General features: G+C 49.0%; 15 protein-coding genes and 2 pseudogenes. 6 read left to right on the top strand and 11 right to left on the bottom strand.

Annotated features, from left to right (window positions below):
* Positions 1-66 precede the first annotated feature (66 nt).
* Complete coding sequence (locus HDC32_RS27085) at positions 67-1566, bottom strand: aldehyde dehydrogenase family protein (RefSeq protein ID WP_184746174.1); 1500 nt, start codon at positions 1564-1566, stop codon at positions 67-69.
* 179 nt (positions 1567-1745) lie between these two features.
* Here HDC32_RS27085 and HDC32_RS32585 point away from each other — a divergent pair.
* A pseudogene (locus HDC32_RS32585) lies at positions 1746-3155 on the top strand (HAMP domain-containing protein); the annotation flags it as partial.
* Positions 3156-3257: 102 nt separating this feature from the next.
* The gene (locus tag HDC32_RS32580) at positions 3258-4013 is read left to right on the top strand and encodes a methyl-accepting chemotaxis protein (RefSeq protein ID WP_409438496.1); all 756 of its coding nucleotides are present in this window, start codon (positions 3258-3260) and stop codon (positions 4011-4013) included.
* A gap of 557 nt (positions 4014-4570) precedes the next feature.
* On the opposite strand, the gene HDC32_RS27075 is transcribed toward HDC32_RS32580, so the two are convergent.
* Positions 4571-5424, bottom strand: a protein-coding gene (locus HDC32_RS27075) for an IS5 family transposase (protein ID WP_085986890.1) whose coding sequence is annotated in 2 segments (ribosomal slippage) — positions 4571-5076 and positions 5076-5424 — 855 coding nt in all. Because the reading frame shifts where the segments join, the coding sequence is not laid out codon by codon here.
* Between the two features lie 126 nt (positions 5425-5550).
* On the opposite strand from HDC32_RS27075, the gene HDC32_RS27070 reads away from it, so the two are divergent.
* The 3 genes from HDC32_RS27070 to HDC32_RS27060 are packed head-to-tail and all read left to right on the top strand — an operon-like array spanning position 5551 to position 8113.
* Entirely contained in the window at positions 5551-6228 is a 678-nt protein-coding gene (locus tag HDC32_RS27070; protein ID WP_184746173.1) for a response regulator, read from the top strand.
* Positions 6228-7616, top strand: coding sequence for a HAMP domain-containing sensor histidine kinase (locus HDC32_RS27065; protein WP_184746172.1), 1389 nt, complete (start codon positions 6228-6230; stop codon positions 7614-7616). Before HDC32_RS27070 ends, HDC32_RS27065 begins: the two co-directional genes overlap by 1 nt.
* Before the next feature lie 59 nt (positions 7617-7675).
* Positions 7676-8113: a hypothetical protein gene (locus HDC32_RS27060; RefSeq protein ID WP_206665934.1), complete on the top strand. Its 438-nt coding sequence runs from the start codon at positions 7676-7678 to the stop codon at positions 8111-8113.
* Positions 8114-8555: 442 nt separating this feature from the next.
* Here the strand turns inward: HDC32_RS27060 and HDC32_RS27055 are convergent.
* From HDC32_RS27055 to HDC32_RS27030, 6 genes and pseudogenes are all read right to left on the bottom strand, one after another.
* Positions 8556-8749 (bottom strand): annotated as a pseudogene (locus HDC32_RS27055) (transposase); the annotation flags it as partial.
* A 32-nt stretch (positions 8750-8781) separates the two neighbouring features.
* Complete coding sequence (locus HDC32_RS27050) at positions 8782-9129, bottom strand: hypothetical protein (RefSeq protein WP_184746171.1); 348 nt, start codon at positions 9127-9129, stop codon at positions 8782-8784.
* A gap of 1375 nt (positions 9130-10504) precedes the next feature.
* A complete protein-coding gene (locus tag HDC32_RS27045) occupies positions 10505-11797 on the bottom strand; it encodes an aspartate aminotransferase family protein (protein ID WP_184746170.1) in 1293 nt (430 codons plus the stop codon).
* A gap of 149 nt (positions 11798-11946) precedes the next feature.
* The gene (locus HDC32_RS27040) at positions 11947-12330 is read right to left on the bottom strand and encodes a VOC family protein (protein ID WP_184746169.1); all 384 of its coding nucleotides are present in this window, start codon (positions 12328-12330) and stop codon (positions 11947-11949) included.
* Between the two features lie 30 nt (positions 12331-12360).
* The gene (locus HDC32_RS27035; RefSeq protein ID WP_184746252.1) at positions 12361-13470 is read right to left on the bottom strand and encodes an S-(hydroxymethyl)glutathione dehydrogenase/class III alcohol dehydrogenase; all 1110 of its coding nucleotides are present in this window, start codon (positions 13468-13470) and stop codon (positions 12361-12363) included.
* A gap of 112 nt (positions 13471-13582) precedes the next feature.
* Positions 13583-15025: an APC family permease gene (locus HDC32_RS27030; protein ID WP_184746168.1), complete on the bottom strand. Its 1443-nt coding sequence runs from the start codon at positions 15023-15025 to the stop codon at positions 13583-13585.
* Between the two features lie 851 nt (positions 15026-15876).
* Here HDC32_RS27030 and HDC32_RS27025 point away from each other — a divergent pair.
* Positions 15877-16569 (top strand): response regulator transcription factor, encoded by a 693-nt coding sequence (locus HDC32_RS27025; RefSeq protein ID WP_184746167.1) that lies wholly within the window; start codon positions 15877-15879, stop codon positions 16567-16569.
* Here the strand turns inward: HDC32_RS27025 and HDC32_RS27020 are convergent.
* The 3 genes from HDC32_RS27020 to solA all read right to left on the bottom strand — a co-directional run bounded on the left by HDC32_RS27020 (position 16563) and on the right by solA (position 19412).
* A complete protein-coding gene (locus HDC32_RS27020; protein ID WP_184746166.1) occupies positions 16563-17264 on the bottom strand; it encodes a histidine phosphatase family protein in 702 nt (233 codons plus the stop codon). The genes HDC32_RS27025 and HDC32_RS27020 overlap by 7 nt on opposite strands.
* Positions 17265-17331: 67 nt before the next feature.
* Complete coding sequence (locus HDC32_RS27015; protein ID WP_184746164.1) at positions 17332-18276, bottom strand: phosphotransferase family protein; 945 nt, start codon at positions 18274-18276, stop codon at positions 17332-17334.
* Positions 18277-18278: 2 nt separating this feature from the next.
* Positions 18279-19412: an N-methyl-L-tryptophan oxidase gene (gene solA, locus HDC32_RS27010; protein WP_184746163.1), complete on the bottom strand. Its 1134-nt coding sequence runs from the start codon at positions 19410-19412 to the stop codon at positions 18279-18281.
* Positions 19413-19489 lie beyond the last annotated feature (77 nt).

The raw sequence follows: 19489 nt of genomic DNA, 5'->3' as shown, positions 1-19489 counted from the left end.
TCGCCTTCACATTAATGCGTAACGATCTTGATACCGAGCGCTGACTCGACACCATGCAACAGCTAGTTAATAACGGATACATACCGATTTAGTTTCGAGATATGCGTCGAGCCAATCGACGCCAAAATCACGACCGATGCCGGACTGCTTGTATCCACCAAACGGCATATTGGCGTCTATCAAGGTATGACTATTGACCCACACAGTGCCTGCTTCGATTTGGGGTATCAGGTTCATGGCTGCACTGAGGCTTTGCGTCCATAAGCTGGCCGTGAGTCCATAAGGCGAATTGTTGGCCAGCGACAGAGCCTCTTCTGCACTTTTGACGCGAGTCAGACTCAGGACTGGCCCAAAAACTTCTTCATGCGTCAGTTGCAACTTAGCGTCCGGGTTCAGTACCAACGTTGGAGATATATAATATCCGTGAGGATCTGGTGCCCGTTGCCCAGTGATCAGCTCTGCACCTTGACTACGAGCATCCGCCAAAAACCCCTGAATTTTTTGCTGATGAGCTAACGAAGATACTGGATTAATCTGAGCGGACGTATCTAGGCCCGGCCCCATCGACATACTTTTAACCGCACCCTCGAATTGCGAAACCAACTGATCATATAGGCCGCTCTCGACATAGATGCGAGAACTTGCCGCACACACCTGCCCCTGATTGAGAAAGCTGCCTAACATCAGTCCTTCAACAACCTGAGCAGGGTCAGCGTCATTCAATACGATCGCCGGATTTTTGCCCCCCAACTCCAGACTGGTCCTCAACAACCGATCTGCTGCCTGACGTGCAATTGCCTTTCCCGTCGAAGTGGAGCCTGTAAAACTGACCTTACTGATCAACGAATGTGAAGTCAGCGCCTGCCCGCATGTGGCACCGCTACCTGTAACGACGTTGAATACGCCAGCAGGAACACCCGCTTCCGTGGCAAGCTCAGCCATACGCAGCAGAGTAAGCGGGGTGTTTTCAGAGGGTTTTATAACAATGGTGCAACCTGCCGCCAGCGCCGGCATGACCTTCCACATGCCGATCATAAGTGGAAAATTCCACGGTACGATCCCGGCAACTACTCCGACAGGCTCTTTACGTGTATACGCATTGTAGCGAGCACCAGGTGGCAGAGGGATTGATACGTCTAAAGTCCGCCCCGTAATTTTCGTTGAGAGCCCAGCGGCATACCGCATCCAGTTAACCGTGCATACCACTTCGAAAGCGCGAGAAATGTTAATCGACTTTCCCTGCTCCAGCGTTTCGAGTTGCGCCAACTCCTCGGCATTTGATTCGAGCAAATCAGCAAAACGCAGCAAAATTTGTTCTCGTTGTACCGACGCAAGGCCAGACCATATACCGTTACGCAGTGCCTTATGCGCCGAGCGCACAGCTAAATCAACGTCCTGGACAGAAGCGTCAGATGTAGAGGCAATCGGTTTACCGGACGAGGGGTCGTACACCGTCAGACGCAAATCAGAGGAAGACTCACGCCACTCACCGTCAATGTACAGGCCATGCTGACGCTGAAGAAAACTCTGTACGCTTGGAAGAAGAGAAGTTTTATTATTATCCATGACGAATGACCTCGCTAGACTGAATGCTGTCAAGGTAGCGAAGGTTGCCCAATCAGATTTTAGCCCTCCTGCCAAATACCTGAAGATCCGTGCCAATCAACGATCGAGCACGCATATCGAAATCGCGAAACTCAATAAGCACGCCGTCATCGATTCAGGTGGCAAGCAAACTCTAAAAGATGGCAGGCGCCATCAATAAAATCCCCATGCAATCATATAAAGTCGATGCTAGAGAGCGCGTCAGTCAAGCTGACATGAAGATGCCGCTGCCAAACTATAATTATAATCCTGGAGTGGTCGAGATGCTCAATCGCAACCTAAGCATCCAAAACAAAATTACCTTGCTGGCGAGTTTGTGCCTGGTTCTGGTAGTAGGGCTACTGGTGGGTCTATCCGTGTATCAAACCCGTTCGAATACAGAGCGAGTCAAGAGTGCCAATGCTGAGATGCTGGCAGAAGCAGCACGAGCGAATTTGCTGACCCAGGGGAAGCTGCAAGCGTTGCGCATTCAGCAAGAGTTCGCTCGTACGCATGAGTACGGTCTCGGCCTCGCCCGTCACTTCCTGTACCTTCGTGATCACGCAACGAAAACTGAAGCGGGCTCGAAGCAATTGCGCGAAGAGATTACTGCAAGTTTGCGGCAAGCTACAAAAGAGCGGCCCGAATTGCTAGGACTGTACCTCATCTTCGAACCCAACGCGTTGGATGGACAAGACGAGCGTTATCTTAATCGAGCAGATCTCGGTAGTAACGATACCGGTCGTTACTCCACTTATTGGATCCAGGCCAAGCCTGGAGAACTTCAAGCCGTCATAGGGGATGAGAAGCTTTTAACCGATATTTCCCCAGGCCCAAGCGGTGCCCCACTCAACTCGTTTTTTTCTTGCCCACGCGAAAGTGGCCAGCTGTGTGTGCTGGAGCCTTTCTTCGACGAGTCATCTGGCACTGGTCGGCTCGTAACAAGCGTTACATTTCCATTACTCGAAAACGGCAAGGTGCTGGCAGTCATCGGAATGGATATCAGCCTTGATAGTTTGCAGCAGGATGCGGTGAATACTAGCCGAGAGCTGTACGAGGGGAATGGCGCCGTAACTGTTATGAGCGCTTCCGGAATAGTGGCCGGGCACAGCCCAGATGCGAGTAAATTGGGCAAGCCCATGAGAGATGCCCTCCCTCTCCAAGCAGATGAAGTCCTTGGACTGCTCGCCGCTAATCAAGCGCGCACTTTTTCTTCGCAGGGCAGCATTAGTGTAATCCAGCCTCTAATACCCGTTGCCGGTGCGAAGACCTGGGGCGTTTTACTAGCAGTTCCGGATAAAGTACTACTGGCCCCAGCCGAAGCTATGAAATCGCAGATGAACGACGAACAAGCAAAAATTTCCGTAATGGAACTGATGCTAGGCCTTATAGCAGCTCTGGTCGGAGTTGTACTTATCTGGCTTGCGGCCCGGGGCGTGACACGCCCGTTACTGGGACTCGCAGCAATGTTAGAAGATATCGCCCAAGGAGAGGGGGACCTGACTCGACGTCTGCCCTATGAGCGCCGTGATGAACTAGGACGACTGGCACTGGCATTCAATCGTTTTCTGGACAAGCTCCAGCCTGTCATTGGCAAGGTGCAGGAGTCTGCCCAAGGGGCTCGCGATACGGCTGACAGGTCCGCGTCAATTGCGCAGCAGACAAGCGAGGGTATGCAGCAGCAATTTCGAGAAATAGATCAAGTCGCGACAGCCTTGCACGAAATGACTGCTACTGCCAATACGTCAGCCGAAAGCGCAGGCCACGCGGCGGAAGCCGCTCGCAATGCGGAAGCAGCCAGCCGCGATGGACTGACGGTAATCGAGTTGACAACCCAGGCTATCCAAGCCCAAGCGGCAGACATGAGCCAAGCCGTGTGTCAATTGCAGACATTGGCGGCGAGCAGTGAGCAAATTGGTTCGGTGCTTGAGGTCATTTTATCTATCGCCGGACAGACGAATCTCCTGGCTTTGAACGCGGCTATTGAGGCAGCCAGAGCTGGCGAAGCCGGTCGAGGATTTGCAGTAGTTGCCGACGAAGTCAGGAGCCTGGCTCGCCACACACAAGATTCGGTTGAAGAAATCCGGCTCGTGATCACTACCTTGCAAGAAGGTACTCGCAACATTGGCGAAGCTATAAACGGCAGCCACGAACAAGCTCAGAAAAATGTGACACTTGTTGGCCAGGCGGTCGCCGCACTGGAGCGCATAAATGTAGCGGTAAATCTCATTACTGATATGAATTTACAAATTGCCAGCGCAGCCGAAGAGCAAAGCGGGGTTTCAGAAGAGATAAACCGTAATGTCATGGCAATCCGCGATGTCACCGAATCAATATCTGGACAGGCTGAAGAGTCGGCGCAAGTCAGCCGACGACTTAACGAGCTTGCTAGTTACCAGCAGAAAATAATGAGTCAGTTTAGGACCTAGCGATCAAGCCCCTAACTCGCTAGCTTCCCTTGGTCAGTAAAGACTTAAAGGCACCTTCGGGTGTCTTTTAAGCCACCCTTCCATTATTACTTCACTTACTAGAATATAGATCGACGCTCAAAATATGAGCAACCCTTCATGATAAGGAGTTAATTTAGAGCCAAATGCAAAGCTTCCTTGCTCGCATTCATAGACTAAATGAAATCTCGCGCCAGATGCTGGCGCTCTTATTTCGCGACTGTATCCGCCCGAGTCGTCCAGCTTCATTTTTACATAATAATCCGAATCTTGATACAAATAATGATTGACAGGATACGCTTGAGGCTCGGCAGTACCATTGGCCATATAAAACTTTGAAAACTCCGCCCCCCCCCCCTACCAAAAGCTCTAACGCCAAATCTTTCCCCTCATTAAATCCAGTATTTTCCCAATGAGCCTCATCACGGATGAGCACAATGGATGAGTGAATGACGCTTAGCCTTTGCGTGCGAACGACGGCAGGCTGACAAATAATAATGCCGTCAAAACCAGCATCAAGACACAGCGCAAGCATTTTCCTAGGGTTTGTCTGAAAAGTCAGCCCGCAAGCATTTCTCGATACAGGCCAGTGTAACCATGGCTTTGAAGCTGCTCGCCAGTTTTTCGTATCGCGTACAGAGCCGACGTTTTTCTTTGAGCCAACTGAACAGCCGTTCGATCACGTTGCGCTTTTTATATTGTGGCCTGTCGAACAGTCGAGGCAGGCCTGGTCGAGGCTTGCGATGCATCTTGCGCAAGGGAATGATCGGCTGCATGCCGTAGCGGTCACAGTACTGACGCAGTATCTGGCTGTCATAGCCCTTGTCCGCCAGTACACATCGGCAACGCTTACGCGGACGACCCTTGCTGCCTGGCAGGCTGATCTGTTCCAGTAGCGGCATGAAATAGCGCGAGTCGGCTTCTTGACCGGGCGACAACATGACAGCCAGCGGGAAGCCATGGCTGTCGCAGGCGAGATGTATTTTGGTGGTCAATCCGCCTCGGCTACGGCCTAGGCAGTGGTGTTGCGGTTCTTGCGGGCCCCTTTTTTTCCAGCACCGCTGGCCGCTCGGGTAGCTCGAATCGATGTCGAATCGACCATCCAGGTATTCAGATCGATAAAGCCATCTTCGCACAAACGAAGGTGTAAATGGCGCAGAACCTGCTCAAAAGTGCCGTTGTCACGCCATTGTCGGAAACGCTGGTAAACGGTCTTCCAAGGCCCAAAGCGCTCTGGAAGATCTCGCCATTTGGCACCAGAGCACAAAATCCAGAAGATTCCGTTAAGCATCTGGCGGTCATCGCGCCTTGGCCGCCCCATGTGTTGAGGAGGAGAAACGATGGCTTCGATCATCGCCCAACGCTCAGATGAAATTTCATAGCGGCCTGTCATAACGGCCCTCTTGGCAATCAGAGGGCATCATTTTAGCCAAAGAGACTTTTCAGACAAATCCTAATAGATTTCCTAATATATTTTTTCTTCAGACGTTCTTCATTCACTTTTGATAACGTAACTATTATGAAAATTCTCCTAATCGAAGACGACCTGGATCTCGGCAATGGCGTTCGTATCGCACTTGCAGATCAAGGGTTAGATGTCATATGGGTTCGCCGAAAAGTAGATGCGTTGCATCAGCTCGATGTCTGCGTGCCAGAACTTGTGCTACTCGACCTCGGACTGCCCGACGGTGACGGCATGAGCCTGGTAGTATGCTTACGTCAGCAGTTCAGGGGGATCCCCGTCATCATCCTGACTGCAAGAGGCACTCTGCAAGATCGCCTGTGTGGGCTCGATGCGGGTGCAGACGACTATCTGGTAAAACCATTTGTTCTCGCCGAGTTGTTGGCTAGGGTGAGAGCACTGGCCCGACGCAGTTACGGTTTTCAAAATGAGGTGATAGAAATTCGAGGATTATTTCTTCATATGCCGACTCGTCGCGTGACAGTTAGTGGACGTAATGTTGATTTAACGGCAAGTGAATACGTCCTGCTTGAAATTTTAATGATGCGCGCTGACCGCGTGCTTACACGACGTTTTCTGGAGGAAAGGCTATTCGGCGCGAAAGAAAATATGAGTAATCCGTTGGATGTGCATATGGGAAATTTGCGTCGCAAAATCGGCGAAGGCTATGTGCGAACGGTGCGGGGTGTGGGGTATGTCATTGATACCGCTACAATTCAGAAAGGGATTGGTTGATGCGAAATTTTTGGCTCAACTTGAAAACTCCAACGCTTGTAAGACGAATTATACTCGCCCAGATGCTACTACTTACACTGCTTTGGTGTCTTTTTCTGACCTACATTTTGTGGGAGAACTTGCGAAGCCCCTCTATGCTCACGGGTAGCAATACTTACGAAACCATTCTTACATTAGTTAAGCGCATGGATGATCGCCCGCAGGACCTCACTACTGTGCTGGAAAAGTTCAGCGAAGCATTGCAGGAAGGTTATGGCGGAGGTGAAGATCCCAAACTGTCAATCAGCCTCATTGTTCGTAAGAATAGAAAGATAATTTATTCATCTGATGGTGCTCCGACAGGAGTAACAAATAGCAGGTATGGAGAAATTCAGAGCATTCAGAGTGAGGGGCGCAGCTGGAATAGCCGTACTCTCAAATCAGGGAACTCCGACGCGGAGGTAACACTTATTACCCCTGCCGGAGGCTGGAATTTCTTCATATACCTGAACTCTCGTGGATACTACATATTGCCGCTGCTGGTGTGCATTCCTTTTCTTTTTTTTCCCGCATGGCTATCAGTCCGTATTGCAATGCGCCCTTGGAGCAAGGTGATAAATGGTATTTCTTTGCGAACTTTAGAAGATCTCTCCCCCTTAAAAGAAGGACCAAAGCAGATAGAGCTTCGCCAAATGGTGGACGCGACCAATCTATTTCTTGCCAGAGTGCGAGCAAGTTCTGAGAGGGAACGGGTTTTCATTGCAGATGCCGCTCATGAGCTGCGTACTCCCCTGGCTGCAATGCGAATCAATGTTGAGGCTTTGCAGTCCTATGTAAGCAGCACTAATCAACAGGAGCTGCTTGCAGGGATTATTCGCAGCAATAGCCGTGCTGCGCGTCTCGTCAATCAGTTATTGCTGCTGATGCATAGCGAAGCAAGCATCGACACTGTTATGGAGGCTGTGCCGCTGACGACCCTCATACAAGAGCAAATGGCTGCGCTGGCCCCCCTAGCGGCTGAGCGTAGGATTGAACTTGAATTCTACTCTGATGGTGAAAGCTGGATCAATGGCATCAGGGAACGCCTTATGTCGCTGATTGATAACTTAATTGAAAATGCCGTGAAGTACAGCCCTGAGGGCGGACGCGTTGAGGTAGATGTGCGATCACTTGATAAATCTACTCAGCTACGTGTCTCAGATGCAGGCGCTGGCATTCCATTTGAATTAAGGGCGCGAGTCTTCGATAGGTTTTTTCGCGAGCCCAATCAAATGCAAAGCGGCAGCGGACTGGGGCTCGCAATAGTCAAAGCGGTTGCACTGCAGCACAACAGCAACGTATGGCTAAGTACATCTGCAGAGGGTGGACTCCTGGCGACTGTTGATTTTCCAAAACACAATTCCGACTGAAAAAGCATGATTTGATGCCTGCCCGGCGGAGGGCCCATACCAGAACAATGGAGTTGAAATTGAAATATTTATCCTTGCCTATACTATTCTTTTCTATCTCAATCAGCGGGTGCGCTATAACCGTCAGCGAATTAAAAAGTAGTCATTCATCTTATGACGGCAGCTTCACTAGCGAGAAGACGCCCTCCGATACTTATCGAAACTTAAGACTAATGGCAAGACAATGCCTGGAACATGAGACATATACAGGAAAGCCGGTCATCGTATTAAGCGAGTTTAGCGATGAGCGCAGTGAAGGTGAGATCAATCAAAAGCTCCTTTCGGAAGGACTGTTGATCAACAACGCCCTAATTGAAATAGAAAGACATGATGCGAACAAAGCACAGGTCAGGTTGTACACAACAAAGAACATCTTGAGTGTCGGTGCTAGATCGCCGAAGATAAGTGATATCAAGCGCTGGGCTGACGGCGATATAAATTGCGCTAACGAACTCTAGTTCATGCCGTGAGTACTCCAAGCCTATTGGAAAAATCCCGCATAATCGTTCAATCTGCTTTTATAGGTCAACGGCGATATATGCAATGAGCCGTTTGCCAGTCGCCTGCATAGAGTCGATGCAGCGAGGAGCCGACTTGTCGCTTAGGAGTAGTGGGCCTAAATGTAGGTAGCATTCTATGGTTGGGTGTTTGAATGCTTCAGGGTATCGGACGGGGCCGTAAAGCTTGATCGCAATATGCTCTGAATAATGGTGACCGATTGGCCAAGTGTCGGTAGGCGTGGCCATGCTGAAAGACCATTGTTGGCGCTGGAGCGAGATTGATCCAGTTGCTGATATTTAGCTGACCCGGGCTGTTGTGACGTAAACGATCATTGGCTCTGGGTAATTCGCGAGCTGACCGGGTAAGCGTCCCGTCCGCAACAGGGGCAATCCGTCATCAGCGGTCACAAACAGTCTTCCAAGGCCCAAAGCGCTCTGGAAGATCCCGCCATTTGGCGCCCGAGCACAATATCCAGAAGATACCGTTAAGCATCTGACGGTCATCGCGCCTTGGGCGTCCCATGCGTTGAGGAGGGGAACGATGGATTCGATCATCGCCCAACGTGCAGATGAGATTTCATATCGGCCTGCCATAACGGCCCTCCCAGCAACCAGAGCACGTCATCTTAGCCAAAGCGACTTTTCAGACAAACCCTAGCAGCCACACACAACGCATCGGCATTAATAGAGGCGTGCACACGCATCCAGACCCACCGGAAATAGCTCGTAGATCGCGGCATGTGCTTTTTGAGATTTTTGGCAGCTTTCATCAACTTATCTTCTTGATTAAGCATCTCGTTTCGATGATAAGGCGAAACCACAACCAACTCACTTGAGTAAGTTGAACTTGCACTGCACTCATCACTGATATCACAAAACACCACCGCAACAGCGTTACCCAGCTGATAGGTTCCAAACTCAAGCAATTCATTACCAACAAAACTTATTAATGCATCAAATAACCCCTCGTCCAAATAAACATTCGCCCCCCCCTCAGGCCGCCGTGCACCCTAATTTCTTTGACCTTTGCTACAAACACACTCTTTAGTTTTTTGCAATGGCGCTGAAAATTCGCTTCATGCATCGTGATGTCATGACTCTTGATAGATACCACATGATTAACGCCATCGCTATACTTAACCTCTGTATCGTAGCCTGCTCTATTTCCAGGGGCAGGAACTACATTACCACCGGGAGCCCTAATTGACGCACAAACCAAAATCTCCGAGATAAATCCATGAGCATTTATAGGCTGCTTTTTATTTTATTAGATGTCGTTCGCAACCAGTCCCCATGTAACTTATCGAGCACACTAATGGCTCTACCTAACGCAAAAAGCTCGCAAGTTGCCAAGTGGTCCTTTCGCTGCCATAGGTCTTGTAATCTATGAGCATCATTAGATTTTAGCCACACATCCCCAAACAAATTCTCAACATACTTAAGAAAGCTATCGCACGTCCCAGGCTGCCCTGCATCCAAAGCACTGGTTTCACGTCCATATCTACCTATAGCCATAGCTCACCTAATACTCGTTATAATTATGTTCATACTTTAAATTTATTTTGCGGGCTTCGAACTGAATCTTTGCTACGCTTGCTGATCCGATGAAGCCAACCGGCTATTCCACTCAGAATCGTTACCTACCGCATAGACCAACTCTGGCTAGAAAACCCTCCCCCCGAAGCTTCGCCTTGAATGGCTACCTTCACTCACATTCTTGGTGAAGCGGACTGGACCTAGCAGTATATTGGGCTGGATTTGAAAAATGGGTCCGCTCAAGAACGACGAAATCTTACGGTGGAGAGGCGCCTCCCCGTCAGCTGCGTAGGTGTTTGACACCGCCGAGAACAAAACCACGCCCCGACCAATACCGACAAGTATTAAGCTCTGATTTACCCATCAATGCATCAATTACCGCGCCCCCCGTCCATCGAACACCCCCACGTCACGGACGGGCATATGCCTATGCTGGACTGGCGTCCACTGAGAAGCCTCGGCAGTGTAACTGCCGATCGACAAATGGGTAATAATAGTTATTTGGGCGGTACTTTCAGGGATAGATATAGATTGTCAAGCTGATGCCTGGACGCATGGTCTGGCTCGCTACATTGGGGTCGTTATAAGGTGGAAAAGGTGGTAGGTTATCCGAACTATGCAAGGTCTTATGGAAGACGCAATAAAGAGCGACAGCCAAGACAGTGTAACTGCCTCGAAGCCGCTCAAGATGCAAAGTCCCTTCGTTCACGGAACGTGACTTATCACACCAAAACCATCAGCATAAGTTTGGTGCTGTCAGCCTGCTGATGGATTGTTCTAAGGCATGAAGAATGTCTATGGAGACAATCCCATTCAAATCTTCATGTTTGCTGCATAGGCAAGAGCACGGTCAAGGGTCTCACAAAGCTGATCGGCATGTTCAGACTGGAAGGTCATCGCAGGCCTGAGCTTCAAAATGCTATTATTTTTACCGATAGTGCTGATGAGGACACCATTATCACGCATATAGTTCACGACTCGCTTGGCAAGAACTGGAGCAGGAAGGTCGTCCCTCACCAACTCAACTCCAAAGAACATTCCTAGATCTCTCACCTCCCCTATCGCCTCGTGTGAAGGTTGCAGAGATTTCAAAGCGTCACTAACGTAACGGCCAGTCACAATCGCATTTTCAAGCAGGTGTTGGTCTTCGAGCACATCCATAACGGCCATGCCTACGGCACAGGAAACTGGACTGCCGCCAAATGTATTGAAGTACATTGATGATTCAGAGAAGTGTTCAAGCACTTCGGCACGTCCCACGAGTCCGGCGAGGGGGTGACCGTTACCCATAGGCTTACCCATGGTCACAATATCCGGCACCACGTCGTAGGATTGGTGAGCCCACCAATGTTTTCCAGTTCTTCCAAAGCCAGCCTGAACCTCATCGGCAATGTACAAACCACCATTCTTCCTGACTAATTGGACAGCACGTTCGATAAATCCTTGTGGAACGTTTAACAGTCCTTCATTGGCAAAGTCTGGACAAAATAAAATGCCAGCTAATTTTATGCCGTCAGCGGCAAACGCATCGATGGCTTGTTGAACTTGAGCAACATAAGCATCAGCAAGTTTATCTTTTGAGAACCCTGGGTACCCCCAGTAGGTGTCGGGTATTGGGAAAGACTTCACACGGCGAGTATTTTTGGCCTCTCGCATAAACCCAGTTCCAATCTCCGATACAGCTTCGCTGTTTCCGTGATAAGCGAAGTCTGTAACTATAATCCCCTGCCCACCTGTAAAATAGCGGGCCATTCTAAGGGCAAGATCGTTCGCTTCGCTACCTGTGCATGTAAACATTGCCATACTTAGCGAGGGGTCAAACGTCGACACAAGACGCTCGCCGTAATCAATGATATTACTATGCAAATAACGAGTATGCGTATTAAGGGTCCTAGCCTGCTCTGTAAGCGCAGCCACAACTCTTGGGTGACAGTGACCAACGTGCGGAACGTTGTTATAGACATCTAAATAACGCTTTCCGTCATTGTCGTAAACCCAAACATCTTCGCCCCTGACCAAATGAAGCGGCTCCTCATAGAAGAGAGGTGCATTTTTTCCAATCAACTTGAAGCGGCGCTCAAGCAACTTCTCATTATCTGGTGACATAGGCTTCACTATTTGCACCTCTGTTTTCTGGCATTTCTAATTGAGCAGAACCTTAAGTCGGCCTCGCTTTAACATTACTTTGCACCCTGTCACTTCTGGAACGAACTAGGAACGTCCAAGTTATAACAGGGCACAAATACAACAGCTAACTACTCTGCGGCAAAGCAATAAACTGCCAATTTATTCCCATCAAGATCGCGCACGTACGCGGCATAAGCATTCGGAGCCCAACCTCGGTCGCCAACCGCGCCCTCATCCTTAGCACCCAACTTCAAGGCCGCTTCATGAAAGCTCTTCACGGCAGCACGATTGGGAGCCTCGAAACTAATGGTTACACCATTACCAACAGTTGCGGGATTGCCGTCGGCCGGTTTAAGAACAAAAAAAGAAGGTTTGTCTTGCCCCCAAATTGAACCATTCTCGCCAAGATCAGCTAAACGCTTCAGCCCCACACTTGCCAATACTTGATCGTAGAACGCTCGTGACTTTACAAGGTCATTAGTGCCGACAGTAACATGTGTAAAAACAGACATTTATTATAACTCCAGGTTTAGGTTAACAAATTAGAAATGAATGACCGAGCGAATACTTTTCCCCTCTCGCATGAGGTCAAAAGCATCGTTTATTTCGTTCAAGCCCATTGTATGAGTAATGAACTTATCAAGCGGAATCTCACCGGACATCGCTTTTTCAACGTAACTGGGAAGCTCAGTACGACCTTTAACCCCCCCGAAAGCGCTGCCACGCCACACGCGCCCAGTAACCAGCTGAAATGGACGAGTAGAGATTTCCTTTCCCGCAGGTGCAACGCCAATGATTACCGACTCTCCCCATCCTTTATGGCAGCACTCTAGAGCTGCGCGCATCAATTCAACATTACCGATACATTCGAAAGAGTAATCCACTCCGCCATCCGTGAGATCCACGACTACCTCTTGAATTGGCTTGTCGTAGTCGCGGGGATTTATGCAATTAGTAGCACCAAATTCGACCGCCATTTCAAACTTTGACGGATTAATGTCGATCGCTATAATTTTTTTTGCGCCAGCCATCTTTGCACCAATGACGGCAGCAAGTCCAATTCCGCCAAGCCCGAAGACTGCGACTGTGCTTTCTGCCTTCACCTTTGCGGTGTTCAGCACTGCACCTATACCAGTAGTTACACCACACCCAAGTAGACACACCTTTTCAAGCGGCGCATCCTTAGGTACTTTGGCAAGCGAAATTTCCGGCACAACCGTATATTCGGAAAAAGTCGAGGTCCCCATGTAATGAAAAATCGGTTTCCCTTGATAGGAGAATCGACTAGTTCCATCTGGCATAAGCCCCTTACCCTGCGTCGCCCTAACAGCTTGGCAAAGATTAGTTTTCCCAGACAAACAAAACTTACATTCGCGACATTCGGCAGTATATAAAGGGATAACATGGTCACCTACTTCCAAGGAAGTGACCCCCTCCCCCAAGGCCTCTACTATTCCGCCACCTTCATGCCCTAATACTACCGGAAACACACCTTCTGAATCGTCACCAGACAGCGTGTACGCGTCCGTATGACATACACCACTGGCGATCATCCTTACTAAGACTTCACCGTGACGTGGAGGTGCGACATCAATCTCAACAATTCTTAGTGGTGAGTTAGCTTCAAAAGCCACTGCCGCCCGACATTTCATATATAAATCCTTTAACATCCAAACATTAACTGAAAGCTTAAGCATGTTGCCTTATGCGGACACTAGCCTGCATTGCAACATACTTAACCAGCTTAGAGCCAAGCTAAAAAACTTACGTCTCAGCAAGAAAATGACCCAGCCCTTGGTATTTTTCCGGCTGCCGCGACTTCAGCCAGTAGGCATATACGATGCCGCCAACTCCGACCATTGCAATACTCAACGGGAACATAACAATCCAATTAGATGTGCTCCCTGTTAGCAGTTCGAGATGCGCTACCTCCATCACCACAAACCCAGCCAAGCACAAACCGCTTATTGCAGGCGCATATAACCGAGTCCAGGCAGAGAGCCCCCTGTGGTCACGCCAGAAAAAACAGATAACGGCAAGTGAAGTCATTGCTTGAACAGTTAAAAGTCCAATTGTTGAGTGTGCGGCGGTATAAGGTAAAACAACTCCCATTGGGTCAGCATCAAAGTACACAAAGATACTCATTACCAACACTACCCCTATTGCCTGGGCGGTACATGCCGCGTAGGGCGTCATTTGCCTAGGATGAACTGCTGCCAGGAACGTGGGAAATACTGACTCTCGGGCAAGCGAAAAAATGTAGCGCGAGGTTGTATTATGAAAACTCAATAATGCAGCAAATAAACTTGTAAGCATCAAAACTGACATTGCTTGAGAAACTAGTTTACCAGATAGTCTTTCTGCCATGCCATACCACAACTCGGCGGGGCTTTGAGTCGCTTGTGCAACGACATCATTCGCGCCCCAAACAATAATCAAAGCCCAAACCGATACTGCGTAAATCACCATGATAGTCGTAATTGCGATATAGGTTGCCAGAGGGATATTTCTTTTAGGGTCCTTCGCCTCCTCTGCATAGATCGCCGTGGTTTCAAACCCCATATACGAACCAACGACGAACACGATTGCTACGCCAAATCCGGCAGTGAATGTCGCCCCAGGAGTGAATGGCTGAAGCGTATAACCAGTAGGTCCACCGTGAGCGAACGCTGCAACATCAAAAATTACAATAATCGACAACTCAAGAAGGAGAAGGAACAGCAACAACTTTCCGCTAATCTTGATATTTGAGATGCTCGCGATCAATATTACTCCTAACGCAACGAAACAGCATACCCACCAACTGACGTCAATACCTAGCCACGATTTCAGGGCATCAGAAAGGAAATAGCCCAGCATGGCGTAAATTGCCAACTGCATCGCGTTGTACGCGATAATCGCTAAAAATGCGGCACTCACAGCCCAAGGTCGACCGAGTCCCTTTGCAATATATGAATAAAATGCACCTGCGTTTTTTGTATACCTGCTCATGGCCACAAAGCCTACGCTGAAAATAAGGTATACAAATCCAACAATTAGATAAACCGACGGAAGCCCAATACCATTACCGATTGCAAGCGTAGCGGGGACGGCTCCCACAAGAGCCGTTAACGGTCCGTTTGTCGCTATCACTGCTGCGACTATTGAAAACAACCCAAGCGCGTTTTTTTGCAATTGAGGTTGAGACTGCTGACTTAGCGTTGTCATGGTAGGTGTCTCCCTAGAGGAAGCAGCCGAAATTAAGGTTTTTTATTCTTTTCTTTTCTTTTTTTTCTGATACAGATCGCAACACATTTCGCCAGTCCAATGTCTACGTTCACCGACTTATCGTCAATCAACCAAAGGTTGTACCATTTGCCCTACGTTCGATTTCGAACTCAAAAATCAACCTTTTGGATGAGCTGTCCGAGAGCCATCTGAGCCTTACCTGGCATCTCAATTGTGATACGACACAGAAATCATGAAATACAGGAAAAACTGCTATCAATCCAAGCTACTGAGCATCAGACACAAGCTCTTGCTGTCACTTAGATACCGTGATTCTGGATATCTCTTCTGACCACCTTCAGAACAGCCGAGCGAGTCGAGTGGGTGCATCAGAATGTGTTTTTCGGCGAGGTTATGCGGTAAGCAGAGCAAAAATTTGAATTCACGACGTCAGACAATCGTGAAGCCATTCGATAGCCTCCAGACCCATATAAGCTTGAGCCGACGCTCACTGATCCTCGCGATCCATGATGCGACAAACACCACCAGGATCTGAGCAGGAAACAGCAAGCTCAGCACAGCGCACCAAAAATGAACACCCTATGGTTAGGGTGCCACAAAGCGACACATAAATTATTAAATTATGTGTATCTCGGTAACACGACTTAAAAAATCCCTTCAAGCTACACAGCATTCATCGGGGGTACCCCCCCCCTTTATGCGCTGAGGAGTCTTGTCTAGACGCGTCGTCTCACGAGAGAGCATGGACTCGCGACTCACCCCGCCCCCAGTTCGTGCTGGCATGTTAAATGCTTTATAGAGATCAGAGCCCGAGCGGATCCGGAGTTACCATGACCTCTAACACTCGTACCATGAATCAGTTTGCCAACCATACCTTGTCGTTTTTGTCTCAGTTGGTTGGTATCGATACTATGGCTTTTTACACCGTGGAGCCCGGGACGGATTCGGCAGAGTTTGAACTTTTCAACGTCCCGTCGCGCTTTTTCAAAGACTATAATTCGTACGGCAAGGACATTGACCCCTTTGCAACACCTAGAGCAGCTAATTATCCAGGCGCAATGGCGTTGGTAAGCAACCATTTGGGACAAACTGAACGTGATAAAGAATTTGCTGCATTTCTAACCGCCCATGGTTTCGTTGATACGCTTGAGGTGTTCTTCAAACCTGAGGGTACGTTGGTTGCGGGAATCAGCATTTTGATTACGGACCATTGGAATGACCCGATCAAACGCACCGAACTATTTCAACGCTGTAAAATTGCTCAACCATATTTAGAATTCAGTGTCGGCACTCTTCAGGGACGACCAGCGGCGGTGCGTGTAAGTGACTGGCTCACTTATGACATCGGCTTATCCAACCGAGAAATCGAAGTCACGCGCCTGGTCGCCGAAGGCAAGTGCAACAAACGAATTGCGTCGGATCTTTCCATTACGGTTGCAACTGTTAAAACTCACTTAGTGAGGGTTTTCGATAAAGCCGGGGTAAACAGTCGCGCCGAACTTATAGCCAAAATAAATTACTGATTTTTTATATGTTTAGTCTCATATCCTTGAAGAAAACGCTCCATGGTGGTCTGTCCGGGACTTTTGGACAAAGACCGCTCATGGGTGTAATTAACTAACCGCACCACCCACCCCTTGCCGCCACTTCCAACCTCTAAAATATTCAAACAAGCGTAATCCTGCTCAATAGTAGCAATATATGAACTATCAGCACCTGACAAAGCACGCGACAAGAGAGCTGTATTAACGCCTCCATGAGCTACAATTAAAAGATTATTCCATGACTGATCTGCTAATAAATTATCCATAGCGTTGTTCACGCGGACGGTGAAATCCTCTATCCGCTCACCGTTCATAAACTTACTTGACAGAGGCACCTGATGCATTCCCACAAAACATGACGCCCTCAAGGCCGCTGCCGAGAGCGCCGTAACATCCCCAGCACTAATCTCTCGGAACGATGACTCAATCACTGGAGACAGGGTCTGTTTTAGCTCTCCAACAATAATTTCGGCCGTCTTTTTCGCGCGCACATAGCTGGACGTTACGACTCGATCAATCTTCACTTCCTGAGCCGCTATAAATCGTGCCGTAGATAATGATTGCTGGATGCCTTTAGGCGTTAATACTGGATCTACAGGCAACGAACTGGCCGCAAAGTAATCGACCTCACCATGCCTTACAATGTAAATCCTTCTTCGCGCACAAGTTTCCATTCTGACTCCCGACCATCGCAGATTCTTCAAAAACTAAAGCCCCGGCATTTGCCGGGGCTGTATTACATTACCGTTTTGCAGCCTTAATTAGCGCCCCAAACAAAGGATCGTCTATTCTGCTTAACACTTTTTTAAGGCTTCGTTCAAACTCGCCCGCATAATCATAATCGCTGTTTTTATTTTCTGCGCCCTTTGCAACTGTCCATAGAGCCAAACTGTTATAGTCAGCAGCCAATGCCATTAATTGTACGCGAGCCGACATCCTAGCATCTCTTTCACCGAAATAATCTTCGCAAAGCTGCTGTGTTTGATCGTAATTCAAATCACTATAAGTTGTTATGAAGCCCAGTTCATAACACACATCCCCGTTACCCGCTAAGTCGTAGTCAACCAACCGAACTTGGCCTTCACTTGACTCCAATACGTTCGCACCATATAGGTCATTGTGGCATGGTAAGAACTCATTCCGACGCAGATCCATCACATTTTCGACCATTGCCATGACCGGGCAAATTTCATCAAGGACAGCGGGGGCGTCTAGAGAACGCTGCCTAGCGCAGGCGAACATTGCTCGGGCATCAGCGAATGGGTTCAAGTCACGAGCGAAGACGATTTCACTCTGGTGCAGTCGACGTGCAGCGTCAAGAAGCCGCTTCATGCCAGACCTCTCGCTTACATCAAGCAGACGACCAGGAATAAATTCAATGACCATCGCAAGTGGATTAGTAGATATTCCAAGCACTGAAGCGCCAAATCCTGCGCAGCCGGCCAAACGAGTATTTTCCATGACCACACCGGACGGCGGCATGACCGACATGCCCTGCCAGTCAGTGTTCCATAACTTAATCATGCACTGTTTATCATCTGCAGTGCCTTTAAGATTTTTATGCGCGCCTCCACCCGGCATCCATTCAAGTTGAATGTGATCGTGCTCCCAACCAGCAATGCTCCCTATTACTTTTCGCGCGCGTTCAATCAATACTTCATCCAGCACTACGGTATCTTGGCTCATGGTTACTTCTCCGAGGCATGGAATGGAATACGTCCAATAGCAAAGGTGTCCAAATCATCCCGCGGGATGCCCTCAACGAAGTCAGCCAGTGCCTTACCAATAACGGGCGCATAGCGAAAACCGCGGCCCGTGCAACCAGCGCCGATAACGACATTTGGCTCTTTTGGATGATTTCCCAGTATCCAATGGCCATCCTTGCTTTCGCTCCACATACAGACTGCGTAGCTGGCTGGCTCACCGTCGAGTTGAGGGAGGCGCTCGCTCAAGATATCCCTTACCCTAGCGAAATCGCCTTCACTAACTTTTTGAGAGATAGTGTCAGGATCAATGATGTCGGCTCTTGTCGCGAAGCTGAATTTATAGGTGCCATCAGGCTCCGGGCACCCATAAGCGGGAAGCGCAGAGTCGCCTGCGGGCGCTGCAAAGAAAAGGGCAGGCAATGCGGCGTGCCCTTTAGGCACTTTAAAATTGACTAGGACTTGGCGTTCCACATCGACTGGAAGCTCAGTACCCAGCACCTTGCTAGAGCGCGCGCCTGCGGTGATGACCAGTTTCTTGGCTCGGTAGACACCTGCAGTGGTAGTTACTACGACGCCGTTCTCAGTCGACTTCCACTCAATGACTTTTTCATTGAAATTAAATTTAGCGCCTTTTTCCGAAGCCAGCTTTTGCAAAGAACGGATCGCTGGCTCTACTAAGATAATTGCACCGTTGGGCTCCCAAACGGTCAATTCGTTAGGGCGCGTTTTGACCCAAGGGAAGCGGCTCTTAGACTCGCTCTGATCCAACACTTCGTATTCGAAAGTACTCAATTTCAAGTTAGAGAGCGTCTTATCAAACCATTCGGAACCAGGCTCCCCGATGAACGCAGAACCTGTTGTAACTAGGATATCTTCGGCTGCCGCCTTCGAAATTTCAGCCCATAGGGACCAAGCAGATTCAGTTAACTTGATGTAGGCGGGCCCTGAGCTATTTGACTGGCGAGCCAAACGAGTCGCTCCGCCGTGTGACCCCATCATGTGAGGCGGATGAAACTCGTCCAATGCCAGAACCTTATGACCACGTGAGGCCAACTGCCAGCTCGCTGCGCTTCCCCAAGTCCCTGCACCCAAGACAATTACGTCAAAATCAGTCATGACCTATCCTCAGCAGCTTTAAATTATTTTTAGCGCACAGCGTCGGCGGGCGCGCTGGCGTTTTTTTACAGCCCGGA

It is taken from the genome of Pseudomonas sp. JAI120, from assembly GCF_014207255.1.
In the GTDB taxonomy this organism is placed as follows: Bacteria; Pseudomonadota; Gammaproteobacteria; order Pseudomonadales; family Pseudomonadaceae; genus Aquipseudomonas.
This window is presented reverse-complemented; position numbering and strand designations above follow the sequence as displayed.